19 protein-coding genes are annotated in these 20,667 nt (G+C 47.7%); 7 read left to right on the forward strand and 12 right to left on the reverse strand.

Going from position 1 to position 20,667, the window contains the following annotated elements; translation table 11 throughout:
• Positions 1 to 116 precede the first annotated feature (116 nt).
• The gene (locus tag Q3O60_RS11180; RefSeq protein WP_305894017.1) at positions 117 to 581 is read left to right on the forward strand and encodes a DUF4442 domain-containing protein; all 465 of its coding nucleotides are present in this window, start codon (positions 117 to 119) and stop codon (positions 579 to 581) included.
• Between the two features lie 50 nt (positions 582 to 631).
• Here Q3O60_RS11180 and fldA read toward each other — a convergent pair whose 3' ends face one another.
• From fldA to Q3O60_RS11200, 4 genes are all read right to left on the reverse strand, one after another.
• On the reverse strand, positions 632 to 1,162 hold the full coding sequence (gene fldA / locus Q3O60_RS11185; RefSeq protein WP_305894018.1) for a flavodoxin FldA: 531 nt from the start codon (positions 1,160 to 1,162) through the stop codon (positions 632 to 634).
• A 12-nt stretch (positions 1,163 to 1,174) separates the two neighbouring features.
• Positions 1,175 to 1,447 carry a LexA regulated protein gene (gene ybfE, locus Q3O60_RS11190; protein WP_305894019.1) on the reverse strand — a complete coding sequence of 91 codons (273 nt, stop codon included), beginning with the start codon at positions 1,445 to 1,447 and terminating at the stop codon, positions 1,175 to 1,177.
• Positions 1,447 to 1,665: a DUF2788 domain-containing protein gene (locus Q3O60_RS11195; protein ID WP_369812661.1), complete on the reverse strand. Its 219-nt coding sequence runs from the start codon at positions 1,663 to 1,665 to the stop codon at positions 1,447 to 1,449. The genes ybfE and Q3O60_RS11195 overlap by 1 nt, the downstream gene beginning before the upstream one ends.
• A gap of 76 nt (positions 1,666 to 1,741) precedes the next feature.
• Complete coding sequence (locus Q3O60_RS11200) at positions 1,742 to 2,509, reverse strand: alpha/beta fold hydrolase (protein WP_305894020.1); 768 nt, start codon at positions 2,507 to 2,509, stop codon at positions 1,742 to 1,744.
• Between the two features lie 147 nt (positions 2,510 to 2,656).
• Between Q3O60_RS11200 and seqA the strand changes: the two genes are divergently transcribed.
• From seqA to Q3O60_RS11220, 4 genes are all read left to right on the forward strand, one after another.
• Positions 2,657 to 3,190, forward strand: coding sequence for a replication initiation negative regulator SeqA (gene seqA, locus Q3O60_RS11205; protein ID WP_305894021.1), 534 nt, complete (start codon positions 2,657 to 2,659; stop codon positions 3,188 to 3,190).
• Between the two features lie 10 nt (positions 3,191 to 3,200).
• The gene (gene pgm, locus Q3O60_RS11210) at positions 3,201 to 4,850 is read left to right on the forward strand and encodes a phosphoglucomutase (alpha-D-glucose-1,6-bisphosphate-dependent) (protein WP_305894022.1); all 1,650 of its coding nucleotides are present in this window, start codon (positions 3,201 to 3,203) and stop codon (positions 4,848 to 4,850) included.
• Between the two features lie 179 nt (positions 4,851 to 5,029).
• Complete coding sequence (locus Q3O60_RS11215) at positions 5,030 to 7,516, forward strand: glycogen/starch/alpha-glucan phosphorylase (protein ID WP_305894023.1); 2,487 nt, start codon at positions 5,030 to 5,032, stop codon at positions 7,514 to 7,516.
• Between the two features lie 223 nt (positions 7,517 to 7,739).
• Positions 7,740 to 9,455 carry a potassium/proton antiporter gene (locus Q3O60_RS11220; RefSeq protein ID WP_305894024.1) on the forward strand — a complete coding sequence of 572 codons (1,716 nt, stop codon included), beginning with the start codon at positions 7,740 to 7,742 and terminating at the stop codon, positions 9,453 to 9,455.
• Between the two features lie 31 nt (positions 9,456 to 9,486).
• Here Q3O60_RS11220 and rnk read toward each other — a convergent pair whose 3' ends face one another.
• The 4 genes from rnk to Q3O60_RS11240 all read right to left on the reverse strand — a co-directional run bounded on the left by rnk (position 9,487) and on the right by Q3O60_RS11240 (position 13,274).
• Positions 9,487 to 9,897, reverse strand: coding sequence for a nucleoside diphosphate kinase regulator (rnk, locus tag Q3O60_RS11225; protein WP_305894025.1), 411 nt, complete (start codon positions 9,895 to 9,897; stop codon positions 9,487 to 9,489).
• A 169-nt stretch (positions 9,898 to 10,066) separates the two neighbouring features.
• Positions 10,067 to 10,420, reverse strand: a complete 354-nt coding sequence (locus Q3O60_RS11230) for a YdbL family probable chaperone protein (protein WP_305894026.1) — start codon at positions 10,418 to 10,420, stop codon at positions 10,067 to 10,069.
• A 10-nt stretch (positions 10,421 to 10,430) separates the two neighbouring features.
• Positions 10,431 to 10,625 (reverse strand): YnbE family lipoprotein, encoded by a 195-nt coding sequence (locus Q3O60_RS11235; RefSeq protein WP_305894027.1) that lies wholly within the window; start codon positions 10,623 to 10,625, stop codon positions 10,431 to 10,433.
• A 21-nt stretch (positions 10,626 to 10,646) separates the two neighbouring features.
• Positions 10,647 to 13,274 (reverse strand): intermembrane phospholipid transport protein YdbH family protein, encoded by a 2,628-nt coding sequence (locus tag Q3O60_RS11240; RefSeq protein ID WP_305894028.1) that lies wholly within the window; start codon positions 13,272 to 13,274, stop codon positions 10,647 to 10,649.
• A 299-nt stretch (positions 13,275 to 13,573) separates the two neighbouring features.
• On the opposite strand from Q3O60_RS11240, the gene Q3O60_RS11245 reads away from it, so the two are divergent.
• Positions 13,574 to 16,432: a M16 family metallopeptidase gene (locus tag Q3O60_RS11245; protein WP_369812662.1), complete on the forward strand. Its 2,859-nt coding sequence runs from the start codon at positions 13,574 to 13,576 to the stop codon at positions 16,430 to 16,432.
• Positions 16,433 to 16,528: 96 nt separating this feature from the next.
• Here Q3O60_RS11245 and Q3O60_RS11250 read toward each other — a convergent pair whose 3' ends face one another.
• The 4 genes from Q3O60_RS11250 to upp form a co-directional block, all read right to left on the reverse strand.
• The gene (locus tag Q3O60_RS11250; RefSeq protein ID WP_305894030.1) at positions 16,529 to 17,629 is read right to left on the reverse strand and encodes a copper resistance protein NlpE N-terminal domain-containing protein; all 1,101 of its coding nucleotides are present in this window, start codon (positions 17,627 to 17,629) and stop codon (positions 16,529 to 16,531) included.
• Positions 17,630 to 17,718: 89 nt separating this feature from the next.
• Positions 17,719 to 18,603 carry an alpha/beta hydrolase gene (locus Q3O60_RS11255; protein ID WP_305894031.1) on the reverse strand — a complete coding sequence of 295 codons (885 nt, stop codon included), beginning with the start codon at positions 18,601 to 18,603 and terminating at the stop codon, positions 17,719 to 17,721.
• 73 nt (positions 18,604 to 18,676) lie between these two features.
• Positions 18,677 to 19,171 (reverse strand): hypothetical protein, encoded by a 495-nt coding sequence (locus tag Q3O60_RS11260; protein ID WP_305894032.1) that lies wholly within the window; start codon positions 19,169 to 19,171, stop codon positions 18,677 to 18,679.
• Positions 19,172 to 19,353: 182 nt separating this feature from the next.
• The gene (upp, locus tag Q3O60_RS11265; RefSeq protein ID WP_305894033.1) at positions 19,354 to 19,980 is read right to left on the reverse strand and encodes a uracil phosphoribosyltransferase; all 627 of its coding nucleotides are present in this window, start codon (positions 19,978 to 19,980) and stop codon (positions 19,354 to 19,356) included.
• 134 nt (positions 19,981 to 20,114) lie between these two features.
• On the opposite strand from upp, the gene Q3O60_RS11270 reads away from it, so the two are divergent.
• A complete protein-coding gene (locus tag Q3O60_RS11270) occupies positions 20,115 to 20,555 on the forward strand; it encodes a DUF2059 domain-containing protein (RefSeq protein ID WP_305894034.1) in 441 nt (146 codons plus the stop codon).
• Positions 20,556 to 20,667: the final 112 nt, after the last annotated feature.

The following is a 20,667-nucleotide window of genomic DNA, read 5'->3' on the forward strand; positions in this document are numbered from 1 at the left end:
TATCAAATGCTAAATGGATTGACTGCTCAGGCTCTATGCAATCGCTTTTGCATGCTTGGTGTTTTATTGTCATTATCGTACAATACCTTATCAGGTCATACCAGTGGGCGCGAGTTATGCAATGGGCAATGAAACCAAGGTTCTTACAGTTTGTACTAAACTGTTGGCCGCCTTTTTTATTCAGTGGCATTAAGGTTGAACGGATCAGGGATGATTTTTGTTATGTGCGCGTCAAGCTGAAATCGCGGCCATGGACCAAAAACATCAATCGAACTCAATTTGGCGGCTCGATGTTTGCGATGACCGATCCAATCTACCCATTGATGGTGATGGGCGCGCTGGGGCCGGATTACCATGTTTGGGATAAAAAAGCAGATATCGATTTTATTGCACCGGGTCGCGGAGTGCTAACGGCCGAATTCTGGCTATCGGATAGTGTGTTACAGGCTATTAAAGCCGCGACGGACGACGGAGATAAACACTTTCCTGAGTTTCTGGTACATATCAAAGACAAGCAGGGCAATATAGTGTGTGAAGTAAACCGGACGATTTATGTGCGCAAGAAAAAGAGTTGTCGTTAGGGCAGTTGTTGCTAAACAGGGCATGCATGGCATGCCCTTGTTCTTATAGCTTATAGACCTTCCAGCTCTTTTAAACACATTTCTTCGTAGACTTGTTTGCACCAGTCTTTCACCCGCTGCTCGGTCAGCTCGGGTTGACGATCTTCATCAATACCCAGCCCGACAAAATGGTCATCATCTGCCATGGCTTTTGATGCAACAAAGTCATAGCCTGCAATCGGCCAGTTGCCAACCAAAATAGCACCTTTTGGCTCAATGATGTCACGCAGGGTACCCATTGCATCCAAAAAGTATTCTGCATAATCTTCTTGATCGCCGCAGCCAAAAATAGCAACCAGTTTGTTATTGAAGTCGATGGCTTCAAGATCGGGAAAGAAATCATCCCAATCGCACTGTGCCTCACCGTAATACCAGGTTGGAATCCCCAGCAGCAGCAAATCAAACTCAGCAATATCTTCTTTACTGCTTTTGGCGATATCTCGTACTTCTACCAGATGCTTGCCCAGCTCTTTCTGGATCATTTTGGCGATGTGCTCCGTGTTACCGGTATCACTGCCGAAAAAAATACCTACTGTTGCCATGAATGTTGCCTTTTACTTAACTAAAACGGTGGTTAAAATATGCTCTAAATAAGCGCTGCGCGTCATTTTCTGCTGATTGGCTGCGCCCGATAAACGGTCGTACAGCTCAGCTGACAATTTAAACTCTATACGCTTCAAGCCCTTTTCCCGATCGCGTTTAATCTGATTGCGCTTATTAAACTTTAACTGCTCTTGCCGGGGCAGCGGATTGGTACGCGGCCGGCCTGGACGTTTTTCCAGTGCGAATAGATCGGGCGTAGTGCGGTCGTTATTGCTTTTTGCCATTACCCCAAGCCTTGGGTTTCATAAAAAAACTGGATCACGCCTTTAGCAATAAAACCAGCACAGCCAGCAAACAAGACGATCCAGACGAAGACCCTGCCGAATAGTGGCACCTGGCCTTTTTTTAGTACATCCTGAATAGCCATGCCAATAAAGAAGAATAGCACCGCTAATCCAACCCACAGCGCTAACGACTCGTACAGCTCAATATCATGACCCATAATGCTCACACTGGTGAAAAAAAATCGCGCGCACTATAGCATAAATTTGGCTGACTTTTATTGTTTTATCACAAAATCACGCTTGGTTCTTCTGCAAAAAATCCAATACCAGCTTGTTAAAGGCTGCCGGTTTCTCGGCATGCAGCCAATGGCCGGCACCGTGAATGATTTTTGCCCCGGCTTTTGGAAACAACTGCCGAATAGGTTCTTGATGCTCAGGCAGGATGTAATCGGAGTTGGCGCCTTTAATAAACAACACTGGTTTTTCATAGCTGCTCGTGCTTTCAGGGGCTTTTAAAACCTCTGGGTAACAAGCTGCAATCGCTGGTAAATGGCAGCGCCAGACAAAGCGATCATCGTGCTTTTGTAGATTCTTCAGTAAAAACTGCCGAACCCCTTTTTCCGTAATGGTGCGCGCTAGTTGCTGGTCCGCGTCACTGCGTTGTGTGATTTGATCGATGTCTACACTTTGCATCGCCTTGATGATGCTATCGTGGCGTGAATCATAGACCACTGGCGCAATATCAGCCACGACCAGTGCTTGCACACGCTCAGGCTGCTCCAACGCCAGTTGCATGGCAACTTTTCCTCCCATGGAGTGACCAAGCAGGAAAAATGCCTCGATATCAGCAGGCAGGGTGTCGAGTACATCGGCAGCCATTTGCGAGTACGTCATGCTATCGCTATGTGGCGATTGACCGTGATTACGTAAATCCATACTAATGACGGTAAAATCGGCCTCTGCTGCTCTGGCAATTCCCGCCAAATTATCTTGGCTACCGAACAAACCATGCAGTAATACCAAGCAAGGCCCAGAGCCTCGTTGTTCGTAGTGAAGTTTCATGAAGGATCCGTTTTATCTTACTGTGCTTGTACTTTAAACTGTGTCAGGTATATATGGTAACAGAACTCCAATTGAGGATGATACCAAGCTGGTATCTGGCAGGCGGGATTTGTATACTACTCTGAATTATTGAAACAGGCTTAACGCATGAAAACTATCGAAATTGATGATGATTTATACCAATACATAGCCAGCCAAACCCAGCAAATTGGCGAAGGTGCTTCAGAGATTTTACGGCGTTTATTGCTTGGTTCCGCCACTGCGGAGGTGCCACCACCAGAAGAAACTGCTGAGCAGCCGTCATCTCCTGCACCGTCGCCAAAGGCAGCAAGCACACCAGTAACCGGACGTATTTTTGATCGTATCAGCCGGCAAGACTTGCAAGCTGAGTCGAGTATTGTCGGGCGGTTTTTACTTATTCTATCGGCCTTGGCTAAAACGCATCCGACGCAGTTCAGTGCGGTTTTGGATATTAAAGGTCGCGATCGTCAGTACTTTGGACGTAGCGAAAGTGAGTTGCTGCAATCGGGTAGTAGCACCAACCCCAAGGCCATACCCGATACTGATTTTTGGGTGATGACCAACTCCAACACCACCCGTAAAAAGATGATGCTGACAGAAGTGGCGCTTACACTTGGCTACACGGAAGCAGAAGCGGAACAAATTCGCGATATGGTATAAGGAAACCGCAATGTCAATTCATCCCCAAGCAGGACAAGTCGCCACAGCCGAGCAGTTGGTCAATGTTTGTCAGTTGCTGACAAGCTACTACGAACTAAAGCCAGATGTGCAGCAAGCCAGTCATCAAGTCAGCTTTGGTACATCAGGCCATCGGGGCAGTGCTCTGGCGCATTCCTTTAATGAAGCACATATTCTGGCTATTACTCAGGCTATGGTCGAGTATCGTCAGCAAGCGGGTATTACAGGCCCTGTCTTTGTGGGAAAAGACACCCACGCCTTATCTGAGCCTGCCTTTGCCTCTGTGGTTCAAGTGTTGGTGGCCAACGGCGTTGAGATATACATTCAGCAAGATGCTGGTTTTACGCCGACTCCAGTGATTTCACATGCTATTTTATGCTTTAACAAAGCCAACAGTGTGCAAGCCGACGGTTTGGTGATTACGCCTTCGCATAACCCACCGCAAGATGGTGGCATTAAATACAATCCGCCGCATGGTGGCCCGGCCGATACTGATGTGACCAATGCAATTCAGCAACGTGCTAATGCGCTTATGGCCAAAGGCTTAACCGATGTCAAACGCATTGATTTTGAACAAGCCTTGGCATCGCCACTTTGCCATCAATACGATTACATCGGCCCTTATGTCGATGATCTTGCCAATGTGGTGGATATGGCAGCTATCGCTAAAGCTGGCATCCGCATTGCGGTTGATCCTTTAGGTGGCTCAGGTATTGCGTATTGGCCGGTGATCGCTGAGCGCTATGGCTTAGATTTAACGGTCGTCAATACCAAGTTGGACCCAACTTTTGGCTTTATGCCATTGGACAAAGACGGGGTCATCCGCATGGACTGCTCCTCTGCTTATTCGATGAGCAGCCTGATCCAGTTAAAAGATCAGTACGACATCGCTATAGGCAATGATCCGGATTTTGATCGCCACGGCATTGTGACCCGAAGTGGCGGCCTGATGAACCCGAACCATTACCTGGCTGTGGCCATAAACTATTTATTGAGCAATCGCCCGGATTGGTCCACTGACCTGAAAATTGGCAAAACGCTGGTATCAAGCGCCTTGATCGACCGGGTAGTCGCGGCCCGTGGCCGCAACTTGTTCGAAGTGCCGGTTGGCTTTAAATGGTTTGTCGATGGCATGCATCAAGGCACAGTGGCCTTTGGTGGTGAAGAGAGCGCGGGAGCCAGCTTCCTGCGCTTTGATGGCACGGTCTGGAGTACCGATAAAGATGGCTTTATTCTGGGCCTTTTGGCAGCAGAGATTCTGGCCACTACCGGAGTCGACCCATACCAACAATATCAGGCATTAACCAAAGAACTGGGCAACCCACTGTACCGACGGTTGGATGCCGCCGCTACGCCGGAGCAAAAGCAGGCGTTAAAGCAATTGGATGTTAACAGCGTCACACAAACGACGCTGGCCGGGGATGCCATTCAGGCGGTGATGACCGAAGCACCGGGCAATCAGGCTGGTATTGGCGGAGTAAAAGTGGTGACTGCCAACGGTTGGTTTGCGGCCCGGCCATCTGGTACGGAAAATACCTACAAGATTTATCTGGAAAGTTTTGTCGATGGCAAGCATTTGGCACTGCTGGAAGCCGATGCCAAGGCTTTTGTTGAGCAGGTTTTTGCCGCCAGTACCGCTTGAACGGTCATTAACCTGTAATAATATTACGATATTTCATTGTCAATGGCACTGCAAACGTATTCCCTCCTTGTTTTTTGTAATATTTTTACATCTAATAGGAGGAAATATTTCACTTGTCTGCATCTGGCGAATGACTAAGCTTAGATGGGCAGGTGATTCACTAACCAACAGGATTGGCAATGACTAAGAAACAGACCAAATCGCTTGTGGCCGCTATTGAGTCACAGCCTACCGCTGAGCAATTAAAAGAGCGCATCATCCGTCATCTGCATGCCAGTTTAGGCACCGACGTCAACAAAGCCAGTGCACAAGCCTGGTGGCGCGCTACCTGTGCCGCTGTTAACGAAGTGGTTTATGATGGCCTTCGAACCACTCAGCGTGCCCATTATGAGCAAGATACCCGCGCCGTACACTATTTTAGCCTTGAATACCTGATGGGCCGCCTGTTCAGCAACAATTTACATAACTTAGGATTGTATGCGCAGGCTAAACAGGCGTTGTCGGAGCTGGGACACGATATCGCTGAGCTGGAAGATCAAGAAGAAGATATGGCGCTCGGCAATGGTGGCTTAGGTCGTTTGGCTGCGTGTTTTATCGACTCACTTGCCACGATGAACTTGCCAGCTATCGGCTATGGCATTCATTACGAGCATGGTTTGTTTCAACAAGCTTTTCAAAATGGCCGGCAAATAGAGCGGCCCGATAGCTGGCGTGAATACGGCAACCCATGGGAAATTTGCCGGCCAGAGTCCGTACAGGAAATATCGGTTTATGGCTATGTTGAAACCGTATACGACTTGCAGGGCCAAATGAAAAAAGTGTGGCACCCGGGGCGTATCATTAAAGGTGTGCCATGGGATATTCCGGTGGTTGGTTATCAGGGCAGCTCTGTCAACGTGTTGCGTTTGTGGGAAAGCCGGGCCAGTGACTTCTTTAACTGGGATGTGTTTAACTCGGGCGGTTATGTTGATGCGTCTCGTGAGAACATCGAAGCCGAAACGATTTCCAAAGTATTGTATCCAAATGATGATACTGACGCCGGCAAAGAGCTACGTTTAATTCAACAGTACTTTTTCTGCTCTTGCTCTTTAAAAGATATCATCCGCCGCTATAAGCGTTCGCATGGCGATGATTGGAGCCAGTTCCCTGCGCAGGTGGTGATCCAATTAAATGATACTCACCCAGCGGTTGCTATCCCAGAGCTGATGCGTATTTTGGTCGATAGAGCCGATATGCAATGGGATGAAGCCTGGGCCATTTGTCAGCAGGTCTTTGCGTACACCAACCATACCTTATTACCAGAAGCACTGGAAAGCTGGTCGGTTCGGTTGTTTGAAAAAGTGTTACCACGGCATCTGGAAATCATTTACGAAATCAACCGTCGCTTCTTGCTGGAGCAAGTGGATGTACTTTGGCCTGGCGATAATGACAAGAAGCGTAAATTATCCATTATTGAAGAAGGTCACAACCCGATGGTGCGAATGGGCCACTTGTCTGTGGTGGGATCCTTTCGTGTCAATGGAGTGGCGGAAGTGCATTCGAAACTGGTGCAATCGGATCTGTTCCCTGAGATGGTGGCGTTATGGCCAGATAAGTTCACCAATGTCACCAATGGTGTCACTCCGCGTCGCTGGTTGAAAGCCTGTAATCCCCGTCTTTCCTCTATGCTTGATCGTTTGGTTGGCACCACCTGGCCGACCAACTTGAAAGAGTTAGCAAAGCTGGCTGACTTTGCCGATGATGCCAGAGTACAAGATGATTTTATGGCCATCAAACAGCAAAACAAAGCAGACTTGGCCAAGGTTATTAAAGAACTGACCGGTATTGCGGTGGATCCGTCCGCGATTTTTGATATTCAGATTAAACGCTTGCATGAATACAAACGTCAGCACCTGAATCTGCTGCATATACTGGCGTTGTATCGCCGCATTCTGCAAAACCCGGATTACGACATGGTACCGCGCGTCTTTATTTTTGGTGCCAAAGCAGCACCTGGCTACAAGTTGGCGAAAGAGATTATCTATGCCATCAATAAAGTGGGTGAAAAAATCAACCACGATAAGCGGGTGAAAGATCGCATTAAAGTCGTCTTTATGCCGAATTACCGGGTGACACTGGCGGAAAAAATGATCCCGGCAGCGGATGTGTCCGAGCAAATCTCTACTGCAGGCAAAGAAGCCTCGGGTACTGGCAACATGAAGCTAGCATTAAATGGTGCTATTACCGTGGGTACACTGGATGGTGCCAACATTGAGATTGCAGAAGAAGTGGGCGATGACAATATCTCTATCTTTGGTTTAACCGTGGATGAAGTAAAAGCGCTGCGGGCAGAAGGTTATGACAGTCATGACTACTACCACCAGAATCCGGAAATCAAAGCGGTGCTGGATTGGCTGGAAACCGATTACTTTACGCCCGGTAAACCTGGCGAACTGGCATCCATCAAGCATAGTTTATTGGAAGGTGGCGATCCTTACCTGGTATTGGCCGATTTTGAGTCGTATCAAGCCGCACAGCAAAAAATCGATGGCTGGTATCGTGATCAAGCTGGCTGGGCGAAAAAAGCCATCATGAACACTGCCTGTGTTGGCAAGTTCACCTCGGATCGGTCGATCCAGGATTATGTGGACCGGGTCTGGCAATTGAAACCGTGTCAGGTTAAATAAGTAGACAGCCTCCTTGATGGAGGCTTTTTTATATCTATGTCTTTGAAGCATAATTCATATTTTTGTCACGAGCTTCCAGTGGTATACTTCGTATCCTAACAGCATATAAAAAATATCTCGGGTTATAGGTATTGCCCGACAGAAGGTGGGCTAGTCAGTTATTGCGGCTAGGGTTATCAATTGAAGCTATGTTCTGGTTGGCTAATTATTATAATGGGTATTTATGTTTCTGATTGATCAGCTGATACTGCTTGGAGCAGTCTTAGTTTTATTAGGAATTTTATCGAGTAAACTGTCGGCTCGTCTTGGTATGCCAATGCTGGTGTTTTTTTTGCTGATTGGAATGCTGGCTGGTGAAGAAGGTCTTGGCCGTGTGGTGTTTGACAGCCCTGAGTATGCCCATGCCATGGGAACTTTGGCTTTGGCGCTAATTTTGTTTGACGGTGGTTTGCAAACACCGTTCAAAGCGATTAAGCAGGTGTGGAAGCCAGCGTCACTGATGGCTACTTTTGGCGTTTTTTTTACAGCGATCATTACCGGTTATGCTGCCAGCTTTGTGCTGCCAATTACTATTTGGGAAGGCATGTTATTAGGAGCTATCGTTGGTTCGACTGATGCTGCAGCGGTATTTTCATTGCTGCGTAATGCTGGAATCAACCTGAGCCTCCGTTTGAAATCAACATTAGAAATTGAAAGTGCATCCAATGATCCAATGGCGATTTTTCTCACCATAGCTTTATTGGAAATTATAGTTAATCAACTAGAACCAGGTATCGGCTTGTTGCAGCTTTTTGTTCTGCAGATGGGTGGAGGGGTATTGGTAGGATTGCTTGTGGGTTTTCTAACCATCAAGTTGGTAAATCGAATTCATTTGCAGACCGGTGGTTTGTACCCTGTGTTGGTAACCAGTGCAGGCTTACTTGCTTTTGGACTTGCTGCAAACTTGGGTGGTAGTGGCTTTTTGGCAGTTTTTATATGCGGTGTGATGATTGGCAATGAGCGTATTGCTTTCCAGAAAACCACCTTTTTATTCCATGATGGCCTGGCTTGGCTCAGTCAAATCACGATGTTCGTTATGTTAGGACTTTTAATCAATCCAAGTTCACTTTTGGAGGTGTGGTGGCAGGGGTTATTGATTGCTGCGGTGTTGATTTTTATCGCTCGACCATTAGTAGTGTTCCCGCTGCTTAAACCATTTGGATTTAATCTTCGTGAACTTACTCTTGTCTCCTGGGTTGGATTGCGAGGCTCAGTGCCAATCATTTTGGCTATTTTCCCTCTAATGTATGGTTTACCGAATGCAGACCTGATGTTTACTGTGGTATTTTTTGTTGTATTGATTTCGGCAACTTTGCAAGGTTCGACATTACCCTGGGTGGCAAAACGCCTACGGTTGCTTGAAGATGTACCCGCTAAACCAGCGGCAACGCTGGAGATCACTTCTTTAGGTGATGTGGATGCAGAAATTGTCGAATACACCTTATCACCGAGATCAAGAGCCGTTGATCGTCGTTTGGCCAGAATGGCTTTACCGGAAGGCGTGGTAGTTGCCATGATCACCCGTTCTGACAACGTGATCCCACCAAGAGGTTCAACAGTGTTACAGGCTGGAGATAATTTGTTTGTTGTAGTAAAGCACCAGTTTAAACCAATGCTTGAGCAAGTATTTTCAGAGCGCGGTTTTACCGCCAGCAATTTTCCCAAGGAGTTACGATTGAAAGGTGCGAGTACAGTCAGTGATATTGAATGGTGCTATGAACTTGATTTTCCGCATGAGTTATCCGATCTTACATTGGAAGATCTGGCGAAAAAATCGTTACCTGACCAGTTGGCAGAGAAAGAGGAGTTCAGTATTGGGTCAACGGTGATACGGGTTGATGAGTTGGTAGGTAATCGTGTTACAACTGTTACACTTAAACCTGCTAATTCTGAAGCTTAAGGCAGCATAAGCTACCTTAAGCTTGCTGAAACTAACGGTGGTACTCGCCTTTGCGCTCTGGTTGATCGACCAGTTCAATAATTTCAACCTGATCCAGCTGACCACCCGGCATCGGCCAATCGATGTGCTGCCCCACCGATAAACCAATTAAAGCGGCACCAACCGGTGCAAAAATCGAGAGGCCATCGCTGATTGCCTCAAGCTCATGCGGGTAACATAGTGTTTTCTCAAACTCTTTACCGCTGCTTTTTAGCTTAAAGCGAACTTTTGAATGCATCGTTACTACATCTGCTGGGACTTGCTCTGGTTCCACTAAGGTGGCACGCTCCATTTCCAGCAACAATTGCTCATGAACCGGGCTTAATTCTTTGACTTTTGCCAACAGGCCATCAAGGCGATCGTAGTCCACACTTGAAAGAATAATCGCAGGTTGGTCCGACATGGTTATCTCCTGTCACATAAAAAAACCGCCTGCAGAACAGGCGGAGGATAAACACTATATTGGACCAATGATGGAAAATAGCAAGAGCTCTTAAATAAAACATATTAAATGTTTAGCTGAGGATACAACAAGCCATCGGCAGGCTTATCTGCCGATGGGGTAGGCAAGCTTAACGTTTTCTAACCCATTGGCCATCCAGCAAAATAAACTGACCGGTGGGTGTACGTTCAATAGCTCGCTGTCCTGCACGAGCTTCAACATCAGCTACGGCAATGTTATTGTCGCGTGCAATACGTGCATATTCAGCGCGGCGGGCATCGTTAATCAGCTCGACGATCTGACGATTTTCAGCACTATCCTGAACGGTGCCAAGGTATCCATTAATTTGTTCACCAATTAGCCCTTGCTCTTTGGCCGGACCCAGAGCATTCATGGCTTGCTGTAAATTCATGGCCAGTACAGGCATTGCAATCAGCAACAGTAGGCATGCCATCAGGGTGCGAAAAGATGCGGATGTTTTCATGGTGCTCTCCTTAAAATAAGCCACTGGAATCACTGAACAACTGATCAAGTTCACGGTCTACCCGGATCAAGATTTCATGCTCAATTTTCACATTCAGATTGATGGTAATGGGTTCACTGGGCGCCGCTACTTGCACGGTCGGCGTGCAAGCAGTCAGAGCGAATAAGCCCAACGATATGAGCGGTACAACGATTTTGTGATGCATGGTGTTTCCTCCCTAGAGCCGCTACGGTTGCTGTAACCGTTGCTGGATCCGTTTTTGTATAACGTCATTTAATTGATTGGTCAGCTGTAAACTGGTGATTAGTGCCGGAATATCTTCCTCCAGGGTAATGTTAAAATGAACAGGCCGTCCTTGCTCCAAACTTGGATTACGGCCTTGCAGCCGCAATGCTAAAATCAATTTGCCATCTGGAGTGTAGCTGACTTCAGTATCCAGTACGGTGTAGTGAAAATCATCCAGCGCATTGATAATTAACTTCATACCCGGGTTACTGGCTGCCATGCCCTGAGCTTGTGGCGAGCGATAACTGAGCTGGCCACCAGGCTCTGCTGCCTTAAGTTGCCCTTGAACCACCTCAAAGCCTTTACCCGACAGAACCAGTGGCACCTGACCATTGATCAAGCCTTGACCGGTAAGATCAGAGGTTGGATGCTGGGTCAGCAGTTGCTGCAAATCAAGCTGTTCAATCTGAAGTAACAATGTCCATTCGGACTGGCTGAGATCGTAGCTTTGCTGTGGCAGACTAACACGGCCATTAAATAGCCCCAGTTGGTTTTCTAGCAGTTGCAGACGGCCAGACAACGGGGTATCCCAATAGGCCTGATACTGAGCAGCTACGCTCAATGGTCCGGCTACGATGCCTTGTTCTATCTGCTCTATCTTCAAGCCGGGCGTTGTTATTTGCAACTGCTCGGTATCGGCTTCAAGTAGAAGTTGGCTACTCAGGCTGGTAAAGGTAGTGGTGTCATAAAAACCACTCACATCGACTAGATTGCTGTCGCTATGAAGTTGCCAACTGGCATCACTCAATGACAAGCTAAGCTGTCCCTGATGACGAATTCTGCCGCGCTGTAAAGTAAGTAGCTCAGGCCAGTCAGCCATCGTGGTTGCTAAGGTATTGCCCGCCAGGAGAAAAATATCAGCCAGTTGCCATTCCAGCTGTAGCTGTGTCGAATTGGCAGTAAGCTTCTGCTGCAATTCAAGGCCAGAAGAAAGCTCCAGCATACCCCCAATATCTGCTTGCCATTGGTGAGGGCTTTGAACAGCAGATAGCTTGCCTTGCCAGTGCCAGTCTAGCGGCTTTAGCAATGGGTGTTGCAGCTGTTCGGCATGGATGCTGTGTTGACTATTCATCTGGAGCTGCGTTTGTTCGGTACCGATATCCGCTAGCTGCAAGCTTACTTCCTGCCACAGCCACTCCAGGCGAGGCACTAGCAGTTCTAGTTCAGCATTCGACAAGGCTGCTTGGAGACGAATTGGTTTTTTGCTTTGTAATGAGAGTGCTTTGCCAGAGAGGTAACCGGTTAGTTCTGCATCTAGTTGTAACGCATTCAGTTTCCAGTCGTCGATTTGAAGCTGGTTTTGCCGTAGCTTTACCTGCAGCTGCTCAATGGTGGCATGCTGTTTTAACAGGTCTAGTTCAAAAGCGGCGACCAGCTGATAGTGTTGATCAGCCGAAAAGAGGCGTAGTTGAAGTGGCAAGGCTTCCAGGCTTAACGCCGTACTTTGTTGGCTGCTCAGGCTCCAGTAGAAACTTTGCGGCTTCACGCCACTTTGATGAAGTGCCTCAGGCCACGCCAACTCAGTCAATTGTCCACCTGCGGCTAACCTAAAAGGCGCTAACTGTCCCTGATGGAATTGCGCTTCAGCCTGTATTTCGGCAGTCAGTAAGCCAATGGTGGGTAAATACATTGGACTTGGGCTACTGAGCTGCAACTGCCAATCACCAGTCAATTGCTGCCATGCTTGCTGAGTCAGTTCTGCCGGCACCACAAACTGCCAGTTGCTGCTGGCGGAAACGGGTTGTTGGAACTGCTCCAGCCAAGAGTCGGGTAACTCAAGTTGCCATCGCTCGAGTTGGCTGAGCAGCCAGTCGGGCAGGGGCTGAACCATTAGATCCAACTCGCCTTGCCATTGGGTTTGCTCCATGATTTCAGCTGTGGCTTGTCCTGTCAGGACATTCTCTGTTGATGCATCTTCCGTTGAGTTGTATTGTACCAAGGCACTGTCAAACTGTAGTTCCAACCAGTCGGCAACACTCAATTGCAGCGCCAGCTCCGGCCATTCTTGCTGCAACCGATAGACAAGATGCACCTTTATTTGTTCATTCATCGATTGGCTGGGATCCTGCAGCTGCAGTTGCGCGGTTAGATTGTCATCTTGAGTTAATTGCAGGCTACCTGCATATAAGCAACGACTGCCGCCGCAGGGTAAGTCCATCTCAAGTTGCGAAATTCGTGTTTGCTGTGGTAGCCAGGCAGGCCACTGCCAGTCTTGGGGTAACTGCCATTGCGCTTTATCTGCTGTTGTTGTTTCAGTAGGCGTAGGAAAGTTAGCTAGCTGCATCACCAACTGTTGCAGTTCAAGCACTTGCAATTGAGGGCGGAAATTTTGCCACAGCCAGCTTAGCTGAACATCCTGTAACTGCACATTCAACGGTTGTTGTTCCAGCATTATTTCAAAGTGCAGGTAGTCCAGTTGCAGCTGTTTCCAACCAATGGATTGGATCTGATAGTCTAACTGCTGTACGGGAAGTTGTTTGATTTGATGTTGCAGCCAAAAGAACAGGGCCAGCAGCAAAAAAAGCAGCACGGTAAGTGTCAAACTGGCAATCCGTAGAAATCGACGCATAGCAACCCATAATCGATTGATTCAATTCAGCATACCTATAAGATTCTGAACAGGCAATGAACTAAAGCTGAAACTCAGTTGTACTTTGTTACACATTGTAACCTTAACAACTTAAAAGCTCTGTGATTAAATAATTGCGATTTTGTAAGCCCGCCACTGTGATCATCGAGCGTGGTTAAGTACAGCAATGGAGCGCAGTGCTGTGGTAGCGCAGTATGCTTTCTTTATTGAACTATCGTCATTAAACCGTCGTTATTGAATCTGCTTTTATTGTGTAGTCTGTTTAAACTGAGAATAGTATGGAGAGCCCTTTGAAATTATCCAAATTAAACATCGCCCTTGTGGTTGCTGCCGGTATCACGGCTTGTAGTAGCCAGCAAGCACCGAGTGGTTCGTTGCCAGCCGGTGTAACCTTTATTGAGCAGCATCAACCCCAAGGTGATGTTGTAGCCATTCCGTATCAGAAGTTTGAATTGGCCAATGGACTGACAGTCATTGTGCATGAAGATCACTCCGATCCTTTAGTACACGTCGATGTGACCTACCATGTCGGCTCTGCGCGTGAAGAGTTAGGCAAGTCTGGTTTTGCTCATTTCTTTGAGCACATGATGTTTCAAGGCTCTGAAAACGTGGCGGATGAAGAGCATTTTCGTATTGTAACTGAGGCAGGAGGTACCTTAAATGGCACCACCAATGCTGATCGCACCAATTACTTTCAGACGGTACCGGTCAATCAACTGGAAAAAATGTTGTGGTTAGAAGCCGACCGTATGGGCTTCTTTCTTGATGCCGTGACCCAAGAGCAATTTGATATTCAGCAGGCGACGGTTAAAAATGAGCGTGGCCAGATGGTTGATAACCGCCCTTATGGTCGTTTATGGGAGCGCGTGTCTCAGGCTAAGTATGAGTTCGGCCATCCTTACTCATGGCCAGTGATCGGCCATATGGATGATATCGATCGCACTACCATGGACGATTTGAAAAACTTTTTCCTGCGTTGGTACGGCCCTAACAATGCCACTCTGACCATTGGTGGGGCGGTGACCACGAAAGAAGTGCTTGAGTTAGCAGAAAAATACTTCGGCTCCATCCCTCGCGGGCCTGAAGTAGAGGCTATGGCTAAATCACCGGCGCAACTGCAGGAAAATCGCTATATTTCGATGGAAGATAACGTGCATTTACCACTGGTATTTATCAGTGTGCCTACGGTCTATGCTGGCCACCCTGATGCACCGGCACTCAATGTGTTGGCTGATATTCTTGGATCCGGCAATAACTCCATGTTGTATCAAAGCTTGGTTCGGCCAAGCCTTGCTGTGCAAGCAAGCGCAGGGCACAACTGCATGGAGTTGGCGTGTAATTTCACTATGATGGCATTGGCTCATCCGGCAGCGGGTAAAAACTTGGCTGATATTGAAGCCATTATCCGGCAGAATCTGGCGGCGATAGAAGAGCGGGGAGTCAATGATGATGATTTAAATCGGGCCATTGCCGCCATTGAAGCACGCAGTATTTTTGGTTTGCAAAGTGTAGCTGGCAAAGTGAGCCAATTGGCTTATAACCAAACCTTTTTTAACCAACCTGATCGTATTGCTGATATTTTACAAGCTTATCAATCGGTGACTGAAGACGATGTCATGCGTGTGTATCGCCAGTATGTGCAAGATAAGCCAGGTGTCATTATGAGTGTGGTGCCGCGCGGCCAGACACACTTGATTGCTGCGGAAGATAATTATACTCCTCGTGTTTATGATCCTGAGGTGGATGGAACTGAATCGAAGTTAGCTGATTTGCCGATGCGCCGTGCCACCGATACGTTCGATCGCAGCATTCAACCTGAAGCTGCGGCCAATCCTGCAGTGATGGTGCCAGATACCTGGAGCATGACCCTGGCCAATGGCATCGAGGTGCTGGCCACTGAGAATGATGAAACACCGACCAGTTCACTATTGCTGAAGATCCCAGCCGGAAGCTATTACAACACAACTGAGCAGGCGGGTCTGGCATCTATGCTGGCGTCGATGCTGAACGAAAGCACTGAAAATTACAGCACTGAAGACATGAGTATGGCGCTTGAGTTGCTGGGGAGTTCTGTGCGGATCAGTGCTGGTGATAAAGATATTAATGTCTTTGTTTCCAGCTTAACATCGAATTTGCCTCAAACACTGGCGCTAGTGGAAGAGAAGCTGCGTCGTCCTGCCTTTACTGAGGAAGACTTCAATCGTCTTAAACAACAACAATTGCAAGGTCTTGAGCACAGTTTGAAAGATGGTGGCTACCTGGCTAGTAACGCTTATCGCCAATTGATGTATGGTGATCATAGTATGGCGATGCCGAGTGGTGGCACCATCGATACCATCACTGACATGACGTTGCAGGATGTTCAGGCGTTTTATCAACAACAGTTTAAACCAGCTGGCGGTTCACTCATCGCTGTGAGTAACTTATCACAGTCTGAGTTGACTCCTGTTTTAACCAGCTTCTTAAGTGATTGGCAAGGCAGTGCCGAGTCTTTGGCCTTTGAAGCGCCTTGGCCTGAAGTCGATACAGCAACGGTATATTTAGTGCACAAAGACGACTCGCCTCACTCAGAAATCCGTATCGGTCGTCGCGCACTAACGCGCGATCTAACCGGTGATTTTTATGAGGCTTACTTGATGAACTTTGTCCTGGGAGGCAACTTCAACAGCCGGATCAACCTAAACTTGCGCGAAGATAAAGGCTATACCTATGGCGCCCGAAGTGGTTTCTCAGGCAATGAATTTGCTGGTGTCTTTACCGCATCTGCTTCGGTACGTGCTGATGTCACTGCGGCATCCATTGAAGAGTTTATCTATGAACTAAACCGTTTTCGCACCGATGGTATTACGGATGAGGAACTGGCCTTTATGCGCAGCGCAGTGAATCAATCCGAAGCGTTACGTTATGAAACACCGAATGCCAAGCTAGGTTTTATGGCTCAGATGCAGGAGTTTAATGCCGGCCCTGAGTTCACCCGTGAGCGTAACCACATAGTCGAAACCATTAGTCAGCAGCGCATTAATGAGTTGGCGGCTCAGTATCTTGATCCAGCAGAGATGGTCATTGTGGTCGTGGGCGATGTGGAGTTGGTGCGTCCTCAGCTGGAAGCACTGGGTTACCCCATAGTCGAAATGTAAAACTGTAGAGATGTAAAACTTCAGGAATGCAGTTTTATATCGCATAAAAAACGCCGGGCAGACTGCCCGGCGTTTTTGTTATAGCTTCATCAGCGCTTAATTAGCGGCTGGCAGCAATTGCATAATGACTTCATTATTTTTAAATAGCTGTAAGGCATTGCCGTTTACTTCGGCCCGATCCGCTTCTTGCAAACCTTGGGTAAACTCGCTCTCAATAAGGCTACTTTCTTCACAGTGTTTACGTGTCATGGCCAATGAACTGACCTGCAGTGTATTGGCTCGCTGACGATAACTGGCATGAAAGTTATTGCAGCCAGAAAAGCCATACAAGGTGTTGTTATCACGAAACAGCACACGCACATTCAGTTGTTGTGGCACATAACGGTCGGCTAATTTTTCTGCACGCCATACCACCCCTTGTACAGAGCCCGGGGCATGAAATTCAGGACACTTTGCGCCCGGCCAAAATTGCTCAAACTGATCAATAAACAGGGTTTTGCTATCCTGCCCATTGCCGATACGTCCGGTCAGGGTGGCTACTACCGCTTCGCCTTGTAAGGCTTCATCTTGACGATAGTTACGCAGCATCGGCATGTGATGTTGTGTCATGGCGACGCTATGGCGCTCTCCGGTTTCACAATGGGTAAAGCTGGCTTCATCACCATTGACACGGTATAAGCCAAGCATGGGGCGCCGTGTATCAATGCTTTGCAATCGATCGCTGCGATCCAGATGGTAATTCATGCTGGAAACAATAGGTTTACTGGCCATATCGAGCATGGTTAAGCGGCGATTACTGACAAACTGGAAGGTTGGAAGCGTGTGCTGCTGGTTCATCAGGTGCAAGGTGCGTTGTTCCAGCAGCCAGGTGCCCTTGACCAGTAAGATCTGATTGCGTTCTAAGTATTCCTGACGAATTTCAAAACGGCCATCCCGATACAAATTCAGATGAAAAGCAATGCCCGGGCAGTCGGCACAAGGCAAGGTTCCCGTGAAGCTCATATCCTGATCGATGAAAATCATCTCAAAGTCAGTGGCCAACGACTGAGTGACATCATTATTCGCCACTTCATCGATATCGGTCTGCTCGATAGGAACCACGGTGCTGGTGCCCTCAGGTGATGGCTTCATGCTTGGCTGCATGGAACACGCTGACAGCAATGCGGTGACAAAAAGACCGCTAGCAATTTTTTTCATGGGATGAACTCCAGATTGTCCCTATAACAGAATTGAGGCAATTATATACCCAAGTCGCCTCAAGATGCGAGCTTGAGGACTCAGGTTGCTTAGGTGGTTTTTATCGTCTTTAGTTTCGTGAGAATGCGCTCAGCTGTCCGCTTGGGAGCCTCCTGCATAAAGCAATGCCCACCGTGAACTTGCTGCACATCCAGTGCTGGATTTAACTGCTGCCAACGTTGAACCGCTTTACCAACAAAGGGATAGCTGCGATCACCATACAGCACCGTGGTGGGCGCGCATGGCAAAGCTAACTGTTGCCATAATCCTTTAGGGTAACTACCAAAGATTTCTGCTTCTCGCGAGGGCTGGCACTTCAGGCTTATGCCATGGTCCGATGAAGCCATGGCATGATCGATGTAAGCGGCTAATGCATCCGGATGCCACTCTTTAAACAAAGCACGTTGCTGCAAATACTGCCGTGCTTGCTGTTGATCAGGCCAATGCTGGCGGCGGCGCAGTGCTTTACGTGCGTAGGGATTGCGCTTGTACAGTCGAACCATACTGAGTGCCTGCATGCTGGTTAGCATGGCTGGGGTAAATAGCACCGGATCCAATAGAATCACCTGCTTAAACTGGTCCGGGTAGGCGGCGTTATTCAATGCGGTCAGCACGCCTCCGAAGCTATGACCAATTGCGGCATGAGGGACATCGGCAAAAAGGTGACGATGCGCCTGCCAAGCTTGATGAGCCAATTCAGCACTTTCATTCCAACCGACGAACGGGCCACCGTGATCGCTGTCACCGTGCCCCTGAGCATCCGATAAAAATAAGTCAAAATCATCGGTCAGCAACTGCAACATGGGTTGATACATGCGGCTGCAAAAACCATTGCCATGCAACACATGTAAGACTGGTTTTCCGCTTGGTTTGGTATGGTAACCACGAATGGTAAAGCCATAGTGGGTATGAAAAGACCAGGGAAGTAAATTCACGTTTGCTTACATCAAATAAACCGTAGATGGCGGCACGATGCCAGCTTTTCCATCGTACCGCAAGTGTCAAAAACTAAACTTTTTCTGTGTTGATGGCGTGTTCAGCCATGCGCTCAGCTCCAGCTTTAATGAGCTGCTGTTGCTGATCCTGCAGAGCGTCAAGTTTAGCCAGATCCGACTCGGAAGGATCTTCCAATGCTAAAATAGCATCAATTTCTTCCTGCAGTTCTTCATATTTTTCTCGATCAAAACCAACCTTCGCATCGGTCATCGCTTGCATGATTTGGCCGAGATAATCCTCTTGTACTGCAGGGGGCTCGGGTAGGGTGCCATCGGGTCGGTAGGTAAGATTTAAGCCATCACTCATCTGAGCAGGCAGGGTCAAAGTGACTCGATCGGGTTCAGGGATCGGTGTTGGCCGAGGTGGCTCAACCGGTTGTGGCTGAATGTCATGCTTTTCTTTTAGCTTTGAAATGGGCAAGGGTTGAATGCTTTGATCGCGCCCTTCCAACAGCCGCTGCTTGAGTGCGCTGGGGTCTGTATCCGGGCCATATGGTGAAATTAGCATAATGAGTGCTCCATGTTAGGTACTGCATGGTGAATAAGAACAACTTGTGAAATTAAAGTGATGCAAAGGGTGAGCCAGATCGCCAAATAAGGCGTCGATGCGATCACATCGCTTAAAAAGCAATCAGCTACTGCGCGTTGTTTCCTACTACTGGCACTTTTTTGCCGTTTGGCCGCTTGAAATTATTTGGTACCAAACAGTTTATCACCAGCATCACCAAGGCCCGGCAAAATATAGCCTTGTTTATTCAATTGCTGATCAATGGCTGCAGTGTATAGCTCGATATCGGGGTGTGCGCTGGCCAGGGCTGCAATTCCTTCCGGAGCTGCCACAAGTACCAAGGCTTTGATATGCTGGCAGCCTTGTTGCTTCAATAAATCGATGGTGGCAATCATCGAGCCACCAGTCGCCAGCATGGGATCGACCACAATAGCCAGACGCTGTTCAATCTTTGGCGCCAGTTTGTGGAAGTAGGGCACAGGTTGCAGAGTATCTTCATCCCGGTAAATGCCCACTACACTGATACGGGCACTGGGTAAGTGCTCCAGTACGCCATCCATCATACCTAGCCCTGCTCGTAAGATAGGCACGACGGTGACTTTTTTGCCCTGAATTTGTTCAATCGCTACTGGCCCATTCCAGCCAGTAATGGTAATGCTTTCCAGTGGTAAATCGGTGGTCGCTTCATAGGTAAGCAAACTACCAATTTCGCGTGCCAACTCTCGAAAGTGCTTAGTACTGATATCAGCAGCACGGAGTAGCCCTATTTTGTGACGAACCAGTGGGTGTTTTACTTCAACGATCTTCATGGATGGTTTTGCCTCTACTGATGTTATACCCAAGCAATTGTTATTGAAATGATAGCTGATTTTGTTTTAAAACATTGCCTATGATGAGCTGATCAGTTATTTTTTCCAATTAAAACATTTATTTTGGAGCAATTATGTTAAAAAAATCATTGGCTTTGAGTGTGATGCTGCTGTGTTTTCCGTTAAAAGCAGAGCCAGTTCATGAGTTGCTGGATGTGTTTGGTGGTAAAGATCAAATTACACAGATGCAAGTGCAAATGGTGCAGGCTATGTCTGCTTCTAATCCGATGTTGGCGCAATACGAGCCAGTACTGGTTGAGTGGACTCGCACGTATATGAGTTGGGATGAAATGAAAGGCCCGATGGCAGAGCTGTATAAAAAACATTTTAGCGATGACGAAATCAAAGAACTGTTGGTGTTTTATCGCTCACCGGTAGGCAGCAAAAGCGTTGATTTAATGCCGCAATTGTTTGCTGAGGGCGCCCAAATTGGCATGAACATGGCTCAGAAATACCAACCACAGCTGCTGGAAATGCTACAAGAAGCCGGTCTGGATCTGGGGCAAGGCAATTAATTCACCGGAAAACATCATTGTGCCCTAACCATCAACCTGTCGTTCGGGCGCATGATTGCATCCTAAAATCCAAATCGGTGCCTGTGGGGCGCAATCATGCGCCCCTCCGGAT

This window comes from Alkalimonas collagenimarina (assembly GCF_030717845.1).
Lineage (GTDB): Bacteria > Pseudomonadota > Gammaproteobacteria > Enterobacterales > Alteromonadaceae > Alkalimonas > Alkalimonas collagenimarina.